This window comes from Pontibacter silvestris (assembly GCF_020907275.1).
GTDB lineage: Bacteria > Bacteroidota > Bacteroidia > Cytophagales > Hymenobacteraceae > Pontibacter > Pontibacter silvestris.
In genome coordinates this window covers 23,890-33,520 of the sequence record NZ_JAJJWI010000036.1, presented here as the reverse complement: position 1 = coordinate 33,520, position 9,631 = coordinate 23,890, and the positions used below count along the sequence as shown (strand labels likewise).

Genomic DNA, 9,631 nt, shown 5'->3' with positions numbered 1-9,631 from the left:
GCAGGTTCTGCACTGATGACTGGCCTGCTTTCAAAAAAGTGTTGCCAAAAGAGAGGCATACGATCGGGAAGGCATACACTAGGAACATTGAGGGGGTGAACCTGTGCCTGAGAACAAGAAACAGAAGACTGGTCAGAAAAACAGCCTGCTTCTCTAAAAAAGAGCAGAATCATTACAGTGCCATGAAGCTAATATTCTATTACCGAAACCATCATACATTATAGACCAAAACCGTATTTAATTATCAGTTTTTAGATGATAACATTGCTGAATATAATGAAGAAGGAGCTCACCAATTACAGTTATTTAAGGTATTTTCTTTTTAGCCATTTTTATCGGTTGCCTAGGCCTTTATGACAGCTCAACTTACCAAAGAAGTGAGAGTCCGTAAAGTAATGGGCGCTACTGTTCTAGACATTACTGTACTGTTTTCGAAAGAGTTTGTCAGGTTGGTGCTAACAACATTTATAATTGCAGTGCCTATTGGATACAGTTATATGAATTTATGGCTGCAGGAATTTGCCTACCGCATAAACATAACTATGGGCTCTAAAGCAATACAAGCTACTTTGTCAAATCCTGTACAATCGTTGAAGAGTGAATGAGATTTTAGCTGTATTGTTACTACTTTTTCTGCCTGATAATGAAGCAGATAAAACTTAANTAGGGGTTAGGACGCCAGATTTTCATTCTGGTAACAGGGGTTCGATTCCCCTACGGGCTACCAAGAGGGAAAAGTCAGTTTCACCACTGCTTTTCCCTCTCTCTTTTTCCTCCATTTTCTGCGAAATCTCTCTTGCAAGGCCGAAAAAGCTGTTCACCCTGACAGTTCGATAAGCCTCTTTTTCACGGTCATATTGCGCCCCCTCGGGAAACACCAGTGCCTGCAGCCTCCTTCTCTTCTGCGCATCACCCTTACCCCATGTGGATGAGAGACTTAGCATCATTTTCAGCCCGTTTTCCAGAAGCGTTCTGTGGTTCGATAAAGGTCCAGAGAGTTTTTCTAGATTCACCTCTATCTCCCGCATCTCGGCTTTCAGCTCCGCGCTGAACTTAGCGTATATCTCCCGCTCTAGCTCGCCATAAGCATAGCGCCGTTCGAGCGCGTCCAGCTTCTTTTTCAGCTCCGCTAATTGCAGCTTCAAACGCTTCTCCTCCTGCTCATGGTCCTGGCTCAGCTTTTTGAACACCTGCGACATCATCTCCTGCACCTGTGGTAATAAGATGGGATCTACCTGGTACTCCGTGAGCAATTGCTGATATAGCTCGTGCATCTTGCCTGCGTTTCTGTTCAGGCAGCAGCCCTTGGTGTTGCACTTGTAGTAGTGGATGCCTTTTTTCTTCATCTCATAGCCTGTGAGCGGCTTTTGGCAGCTGCCACACTGGATGTGGTGGCGCAGCGGCAATTGCTCGTCCTCCTTCACCTGAGTGTAGCCGTGGGCGTTCTGCGCCTGCAGCCCGTTCACCCGCAGAAACGTCTCTCTGGAGATCAGCGGCTCGTGCCTTCCCTGAATCACTTCATCCGTATTCAGGAGCCCGTGTGTGATCAGGCCGCAGTAAAAGGGGTTGCGGAAGATCTTAGTGAGCGTCTGGTCGTATAGCGTCAGCCCCTGGCTTTTGAGCCTTTTGATGATGTCTGTGTTGGAGAGGCCCTGCTCGGCCTTCAGATGGAAGGCCAGGCGGATGAGCTTGCCCTGCTTGTTTGGCTTTATCACCTGCTCCCCGTTCACCTTCAGCTGGTCATAGCCCATCGGTGCCTTTCCGGGCCAGTAGCCTTTCCTTGCCATGGCCAGCATGCCCGCCGTGCAGCGCTCCCGCCGCTGGTGGTTGTCCATGTGACCCATTGAGAAGTAGAGCTGCTGCATGAGCACGCCCATGGGCGTGGTGGCGTCAACCGGCTGGGTGACGGCCAGCAGGGAAATGCCCAGCTGACGCAGCTCGTCTGCAATGAAAGCGGCGCTGGGCCCCGAGCGGGAGAAGCGGTCATGGGAGTAGACGATGATGTGGCCGATATTGTGGCGGCTCTTCTTCACGAAGTCGAGCATCCGCTTGAACTCTTTGCGTTCGTCGGACTTGGCGCTCTCATAGGTGCCGCCGAACTCACCCACCACCTCATAGCCGTTGCGCTCGGCGTAGACGCGGCAGCTGTCCAACTGCGTCTCCAGGCTCTGGTTCGTCTCTGCCTGCTCCTTGGTGGAAACACGGGTATAGATGACGGCCACCTTGCCACGGGCGACGGCTTTGCCTTTCTTCTTCCCGATCTGCTGCGGGCGGGCGAAGATGCTCAGGTCCGTGTTGTCTTTTGTTGCCATTGTGTCGCCTTTAGGTGCTTTCGGGGCGTTGCCGCCTGTTGCTTTTGTTTGCTTTTTCATTGTCTTACTTGTTGCTGCCATGGTTGCTTTCGGTTGCCGCCGTTTTTTTAATAAAATTCTGTTCCTCCATACGGGTTTGCCCCTCCTCCAGGAGCATCTCGTACATCAGTATGGAGAGCCGTAGCATCTGCTCCACCACATCGCCTGCCTCCTCCACGCTCAGGTGGCTGTAGCCCGGCGTGTCCAGGAGCTTTGCCGTGTGGTAGGCCCGAAGCGCCTCGTCCTGTTTTACGAGCCGGTACAGCCCCTCTTCCTGCTGCGGTGACTGTTCCTGGTTTTCCCCTTGTTCGGGGTTGTTTACTTTTTGTTGCTTTGCCTGCTGTCTTTTCTGGCCTTGCTGTTCTGTTAACGGTTGTTTTTGGTTGGTTAAGGTTTGCACGGAGTGTTCCGTTTGCGCCTCCGTCCAGTGTTTCCGGTACGGCGGCCCTTCCTTCTTTCGGTCTGAGGTCTTCAGTACCGTTATTGTTGCATTTTACCTGTTTTTCCAGGTTTGCAAATAGTTGCTTTCTGTTTGTCCCTGTTGCCAGAGGCTTTATTGTTGTTGCCGTGCCTGCAAAGGCGTTGCTGATTCCGTTGCCGAGCCTGTTGCTAAGGCACTTGGCCTTCGTTGCTGCGATGTTGCCACTCCCTGTTGCCTGATGTTGCCGCCGGTTATCCTGCCTTGAATGGGGTGATCCTTTACAAAACCCGTATCTGCTGTTCAGCAAGTAAATCTTTTACACGCGCCTGCGCTTCTTTCGCTCAATATAGAGCGTCTTCCCGTCCTGCGTCTTCATGCTGACGTCGGTGAACTTGCCCTGGATGATCCTTTGGATAGCCTCCTCGTTCAGGTTATTTAGGTCCAGCACCTCGCCCGTGGTGGTGGTGATGTCCAGCCGCCGCCGCTCCCCCTTCTCCGTGAAGTTCACCGTCACCTCCTTTGCCCTTCTGTCGCGGATGGCCCACACCACCTGCCACTCCTCCGGCGTCAGCTCGTCTAGCTTCTCCGCTTTCTTCTCCCATATGCCGCTGGTGCGGAAGATATCCACCTGCTCGGTGATGGAGAGGTAAACATGGGTGGTTTTCAGACGCGGCTCGCCAGACGACTCCATCCACAGCACGAAATAGCCCTCGGGCAGCAGCTGCACGCCCGCCTCGTCACGGCTGGCCAAGAGGTGGAAAAGCACCGAGTCCAGCACGGTATACTTCTGCTTTCCCTGTACGGAGGCGAAGGGCGCGTCCGAAGCCATCTCATCCTGTATTGCCTGCCGTTGCTCCTCGCTTATGCCCGAGCGGTCGAGCATCTTTCCTACCCAAGCCTGATTCTCCGCGCTCTGCATCGCCTCCGCCGCCAGCGCCTGCACGTCTATCTCGGCGAAGAGGTACTCCTTCAGCGCCTGGATTTGCTCCAGGGGCGTGCCCACCTGGCGCAGCCTGCCGATCAATCTCACCCAGATGAACTCGGGCAGGTTCATCAAATTCTTCCTGCCCTCGGGTATGTCCAGCGGCAGCAGCCCGGAGCGGAGCCAGTCGTGGAAGCGCTTGGCAGTGATGAAGGCGTCCTTCACCGAGAAGACGCGGCTGTAGTAGCGCTCATAGGAGGCCTGCTGCTCCTCAGGGGTGGACATGCGGAAGGGGGTGGTGCCGAGGCTATCCACCTGCACGTCCACTACGGGCAGCCCCTCATCTGATATCTCCATATCTTCTAATTATCATATCTAAATATTTATTCCTCAAAGGTAATAGAATATTTAGCATATCATCGGGCAACGGAAAATTATTTTTCAGATACTCTACCTGCCTCTAGCATATCCCGCTTCGTCGTTTCCGGATCAGGCAGGGAAGCCTTACCTTTGGCAACAAACAGCAACGAATGGCAACGATTAATGGCAACAATGGGCAATAAGGCTTTTATATATAGTGACAGCTATTTTTGGCGCCTGCAGGAGCGGTACAGCGGCTTTGCGCTGCAGAAGATAAAGACGCACTTGCAGCACGCTGGGCACAGGGGCATCGTGTTTCATTACCAGCTCCTCTCCATGGGCCTGCTGCTGAAGACCTTCCGGAAGACACCCAGGCTTAACGAGATCATCACCGCTTTTGAGGGGGCCTACTCGTTTAACAGGAAAACCGCCCCCTCCAATGCGCTTCGGGCTGCACGGCAGGTGAACCTGGAGGGACTCTGTGAGCTGGCTGGCCTGTACGTTGACACCTACCTGGAGAACATGAACGAGGAGGCATTCAGGTACTGGGGCAACAACCTGCAACGCCTGGAGCAACAGGGCAATGCTACTCCGCATGAGGACAACCAGCGGGAACGCGTTGTGGCAAAATTCCTGGTCAAGTATTACACCTTGATGAGCCAGCTGAGGCACATGGAGCCCGACTTTACCCTGGAGAAGATAAGGGTTGAGGCGGCAAACAGCAGGGCACTGGATCAGGGAGAGCGTGACAACGAGGCGATAGAGGCTATCGGGCGCATGCTGTACCCTGAGCTATTCAACAAGGAGCAACAAAAGGAAACAAACAAGCAAATGGATATAGCAACAAAAGGCAACGGATTGGATATGGCAGCCCTGGGATTGGAAAGGCACGAGTGGCTGGGCACTCAGAAAGAGCTGGCCGAGCTGTTCATAGAGCTGGAGCGCAAGGGCTGGATCAGGGAAAAGAAGGTGGAGACCATACAGGCCACCTTCACCAAGAGCGACACCATTGACCAAATCATGAAGCCGAACAGGGACCACAAGTACCCGGAGATCTTCACTCCGGCCTACAGACCGAGGTTCGACGGCATCAAACAGAAGGTTGCCGCAAAAAAAAGGAAGTGAGTGAGTTAAGCTTTCCCAGTCATTACCGCAGTCATTACCACAGTCGTTACCGACACCGCTTTTTCGGTTAAAACCCGCTTGTTTTACATCGACAGTTCACCCTATAAAGTTGATGCAAATGAAGCAAGAACAACACTATCTGCCAGGACAGAGTAATGCCCTGGCCCCCGATTTCTCGCAGGCTGACAGATTACTGGAGGAGCTCCGAAAGGAGCCTACTCCTGCCCCTCTAAAAGCTGCTGCACCGGAAAAGCCAGAGGCAAACCCCTTTCCCATAGAGGCCTTCCCTCCCGCCATACAGCGGATCATCCGGGCCACAAACAATAGCCTGCGTTTCCCGGTGGACTTTACCGCCACGTCCATGCTGTGCGCGGCGGCCACGGCTATCGGCAACAGCCACACCGCCCACGTCAAGCCTACCTGGCAGGAGGGCGCAGTGCTTTATGCGGCGCTGGTGGCACCCCCGGGCTCCAACAAGAGCCACCCGCTGGACTTCGCCTTCGCGCCGCTCTCCAGGCGGGACGATGAGGCCTACCACCGCTACGCCCAGGAGCGCCGGGAGTACGAGCTGCTGCAGGGAATGTTAGGTAAGGACCGAAATAACCATGAAACGGAAGGGCCGCGGGAGCCGGTGCTCAGCAAGACGTTGGTCTCCGATTTCACGCAGGAGGCCCTGACGGTGGCGCACAGCCATAACACCCGTGGCGTGTGCGCGGTGGTAGACGAGCTAGCGGGTTTCGTCAAGAACCTCAACCGCTACAACAGCGGCGGCGATGTGGAGTTCTGGCTCAGCGCCTGGAGCAGCAAGACCGTGAGCGTGGACCGCCTAAAGCGGATGCCCGTGCGCATCAGGCGCCCCTTCATCCCCATCGTCGGCACGATTCAGAACGGGGTGCTCCTGGAACTGGCCAGGAACGGTAAGTCAGACAACGGCTTTCTCGACAGGTTCCTCTTCGCCATGCCAGAAGGCGTCAGGAAGGAGCGCTGGAGCGACAGCGTGCTCGACGAGGCGCACACGCGCAACTGGGCCAACTACATGGCCTTCCTGCTGGAGCTGAAAATGGAGGTGGATGAGTGGGAGACGCCCGTGCCCCGCCAGCTGCGCTTCTCACCCGAGGCATGGTTAAGACTGCAGGAATGGCAGGGAACCAACACCGACCTGTGCAATGACGCCGAGAGCGAGGCACTGAAAGGCGTTTACACCAAGTTGGAGGTCTACACCATTCGCTTCGCACTCATCCTGCAGCTGCTGGCCTGGGCCTGCTGCGAGGCGGAGAAGGCCCAGATCGAACTGAAGGCGGTGGAGGGGGCCATCCTGCTGTCCGAATACTTCCGCCGCACGGCCAGGGTGGTGCAGCGCATCGTCCACAACGAGGACCCGCTCGACCGCTACAACAAACGGAAAAGGGAGCTTTATGAGCAGCTGCCGCAGCAGTTCTCCACTGCAGATGGGCTGCGCGTGGCAGAGCAGATGGACATGCCGGAACGCACCTTCAAGAAGTTCCTCACCGAAAAAAACCTGTTCACCAGACCGGAGCACGGCCGCTATGAAAAGCTGCTCTAACCCACTTGCACTTTCGGCACTTTCGGCACAAACAAAGACACAAAATGCCCAAAGTGCCGAAAGTGCAACTTACCTTTTACTATACTAACCAACATACCTGATGCGTCACTACCGATACACCCTGCAGCCCTACGGCAACGGCAGCAATACCCGCTTTGCCTGTCCCAACTGCGGCAAGAAAAAGCAGTTTACACGCTACATGGACACTGAGGCAGGCGATTACCTGCACGAGACGGTGGGAATCTGCAACAGGGTAAACAAGTGCGGCTACCATTATACGCCGAAGGAGTACTTTTCCGATAACCCGTGGCTGGCAACAGGTTTGGAAACAGAAAGCAACGGCTCCGCAACCGCTCTGCAACCCTTCGGGCAACGGTTCGGCAACATAAATCAAACCCGGAGCAAACGGTTGGCAACCAAAAGCAACACCGGGCAACAGCCTGTTTCCTATGTTTCCCTTGAAAAGTTAAGGGAAAGCCGCAGGTGCTACGGGCAAAATAATTTCGTGCGCTTCCTTATAAGTAAAGTAGGGGCTGAAACAGCGAATAAGCTCATCTCGCTTTACCACATCGGAACATCCAAAAGGTGGCCGGGTGCAACGGTTTTTTGGCAGATCGACCAACATGGAAAAATAAGGACTGGGAAGATTATGCTCTACAATGCCGTGAGCGGAAAAAGAGTAACAGAACCCAAAGACCACATCGACTGGGCACATAAGTACCTGGGTCAGGAGAATTATTATCTCAGACAGTGCCTGTTTGGGGAGCACCTGCTGCGGCAGTTCCCAGACAGACCAGTGGCCGTGGTGGAGAGCGAGAAAACAGCCACCGTTTGCACCGCCTATCTTCCTGAATACGTTTGGCTGGCCACCGGTAGTAAGGGAAACCTTTCCCGCGAGCGGTGTCTGGTGCTCAGGGGCAGGAACGTGACGCTGTTCCCGGATTTGAACGGCTACACAGCATGGAAAGCAAAGGCGGAGGAAATGGCAGACATCACCTGCTTTACCGTCTCAGAGGATCTGGAGCGGATTGCAACCGATGAGCAAAAGAATGAGGGACTTGATTTGGCTGATTTTTTGTGAAGGATATTCTTCTCGTTATAGTAATACCTACATTTTTTTTCTAAAAGCTTCCATAAAATCTAAACTTACGCCTTTACAGTTTCGCAGAAAAAACAATGTCTCTGGAGTTACGCCTCTTAATAATTCAATGTGTTGATAAGTAACTATGAAAGTTCCCCTTTTTGCCCTACTTGTAGCTACATTGAACAAATTATCATTAAGATCAAAACTTGGGTTGTCCAATGGCAAATACAAAATTGTTAGATCAGATGTAAGCCCTTGTATCTTATGAATTGTATTAATTGTTACTCGACTATAATCAGAAGATAATCTACTGTATTGTTCGTATAAATTAGACTCAACCCTAGCATAGGGCGATAAAAGCGCAACTTCAATTTGCTTATCATTAGATAGAATTTCTCTCCCTATTAGAGACATGAATTTTAATAAATTCTGCTCAGTAAAGCCAATCATTGATGACTGTAGCTTGGCAATTGATACTCCACCATTCGGATGAAATAAGTGACTATAAGATGAATTAAACGAAGTGATATTTTCTAAATCTGAGGTGCTTTTGAGGCTGTTTTCATAATATAGACCTGTTAACCTAGCTCCCTCCGAAGTTAGCCTTCTTGTATTTATGAGGCGGTATGAAATAGATGAATTGTTGAAAGCGAAGGTTTGTAAACCGTTAATCACACCTTCGATATGTGTATGAATCTTTTTTGCTTCATCTTTATTAATAACAACAGGAGTTAACTGTTTATGGTCGCCGATAATTAACACTTTAGCAGCTATTGACTTGAACATTGCTATAGTTGCTAGATATGCTTGAGAAGCTTCCTCAATAATTATTAGGTCATACCTTTTACTATCTTCAACTAACATTAAATAATTTAATGCTAGTTTATAATATGTAGAAAGTAGTATTTCCCCCTCTCTCGGAGCAAAATGTAAAACTGGTTTAAGTAGTGAAAACTTCTTGGCTTCATCTGAAGACAAATTTGTTTTAAAAACACTTCCTCTTTTTAAGGAGCGCAACATACCGTTCTTGGCAGCAATTTCTATAAGAGCTTTATTTGTTAAAGCTGTCACACAAACAGACTTACCAAGACCTGTATAGAAGTCACATACTTCTGCTGCTAAATGAGATTTACCTGTCCCTGGGGGACCTTGAAGAACTGTTACATCCTGGTTCTCGATTAGACTTAAAATTTCTCGAATTGTTTCATCCTTGTTATCGATTAAAGTTGGGGACCATGAGTTCTCTTGAACATCCACATCCAGGGTCAGTGTATTATCTTCAGGCTTCCTTCTTACATAATCCTTCAAAGCTATTAGATAATCAACGGGTGGATCAGTCTCAGCTACAACAATTAAAGGATGTTTCTTGTGATCAAGGAAATTTTTCTTGATCTGGTTTAATATTGCTTCATCAAAACCACTTACAAGAATATAAGACCATTTTTCATCATCTGTCTTTAAATAGTTTAGAGTTCTAATATCTGTATTTAAACCGCAAAGCCTTGGTTTTACAGATTCTCGAAACTTCAGGTATGTGAAATCCCATTCTGCAGAAGTAGGTGAAGCATCAGGCCCAACCATACATAGAATGTATGGTTGTTTCATTCTAGGGACGGAACCTGCTTTAAAACGCAGAACGACATTACCTTGGCTCTCCTGAATACCCCAAATTCGACCAACAAATAATCTGTTCTCTTGTACAAGAGTTTGCATTCTAGTATTAGCATACCTCTTCCACTCTTCTTCTATTACCTGTATTTGCCACTCATAAAATTCTATATGCTTGTCTTGGGAGATATTCATA

At 50.6% G+C, this 9,631-nt stretch carries 9 protein-coding genes and 1 pseudogene; 6 read left to right on the top strand and 4 right to left on the bottom strand.

Annotation, left to right across the window (positions count from 1 at the left end; translation table 11 throughout):
• Window positions 1–224: IS1 family transposase (locus LN995_RS20065; protein WP_229962877.1), on the top strand; the 224-nt coding region annotated here is incomplete at its 5' end.
• A gap of 129 nt (window positions 225–353) precedes the next feature.
• Complete coding sequence (locus LN995_RS20060) at window positions 354–605, top strand: ABC transporter permease (protein ID WP_229962876.1); 252 nt, start codon at window positions 354–356, stop codon at window positions 603–605.
• An 81-nt stretch (window positions 606–686) separates the two neighbouring features.
• On the opposite strand, the gene LN995_RS20055 is transcribed toward LN995_RS20060, so the two are convergent.
• The 3 genes from LN995_RS20055 to LN995_RS20045 form a co-directional block, all read right to left on the bottom strand.
• The gene (locus tag LN995_RS20055) at window positions 687–2,372 is read right to left on the bottom strand and encodes a recombinase family protein (RefSeq protein ID WP_229962875.1); all 1,686 of its coding nucleotides are present in this window, start codon (window positions 2,370–2,372) and stop codon (window positions 687–689) included.
• A 4-nt stretch (window positions 2,373–2,376) separates the two neighbouring features.
• Window positions 2,377–2,751, bottom strand: a complete 375-nt coding sequence (locus tag LN995_RS20050) for a hypothetical protein (protein ID WP_229962874.1) — start codon at window positions 2,749–2,751, stop codon at window positions 2,377–2,379.
• Window positions 2,752–3,088: 337 nt separating this feature from the next.
• Window positions 3,089–4,051, bottom strand: a complete 963-nt coding sequence (locus tag LN995_RS20045) for a hypothetical protein (protein WP_229962873.1) — start codon at window positions 4,049–4,051, stop codon at window positions 3,089–3,091.
• A 153-nt stretch (window positions 4,052–4,204) separates the two neighbouring features.
• On the opposite strand from LN995_RS20045, the gene LN995_RS20040 reads away from it, so the two are divergent.
• The 4 genes and pseudogenes from LN995_RS20040 to LN995_RS20025 all read left to right on the top strand — a co-directional run bounded on the left by LN995_RS20040 (window position 4,205) and on the right by LN995_RS20025 (window position 7,824).
• On the top strand, window positions 4,205–5,179 hold the full coding sequence (locus LN995_RS20040) for a hypothetical protein (protein ID WP_229962872.1): 975 nt from the start codon (window positions 4,205–4,207) through the stop codon (window positions 5,177–5,179).
• Window positions 5,180–5,297: 118 nt separating this feature from the next.
• On the top strand, window positions 5,298–6,743 hold the full coding sequence (locus LN995_RS20035; protein ID WP_229962871.1) for a DUF3987 domain-containing protein: 1,446 nt from the start codon (window positions 5,298–5,300) through the stop codon (window positions 6,741–6,743).
• Window positions 6,744–6,843: 100 nt separating this feature from the next.
• Window positions 6,844–6,990, top strand: a pseudogene (locus LN995_RS22220) (PG0870-related protein); the annotation flags it as partial.
• 162 nt (window positions 6,991–7,152) lie between these two features.
• Window positions 7,153–7,824: a DUF6371 domain-containing protein gene (locus tag LN995_RS20025; RefSeq protein ID WP_229962869.1), complete on the top strand. Its 672-nt coding sequence runs from the start codon at window positions 7,153–7,155 to the stop codon at window positions 7,822–7,824.
• A 27-nt stretch (window positions 7,825–7,851) separates the two neighbouring features.
• Here LN995_RS20025 and LN995_RS20020 read toward each other — a convergent pair whose 3' ends face one another.
• Complete coding sequence (locus tag LN995_RS20020) at window positions 7,852–9,630, bottom strand: AAA domain-containing protein (protein ID WP_229962868.1); 1,779 nt, start codon at window positions 9,628–9,630, stop codon at window positions 7,852–7,854.
• Window position 9,631: the final 1 nt, after the last annotated feature.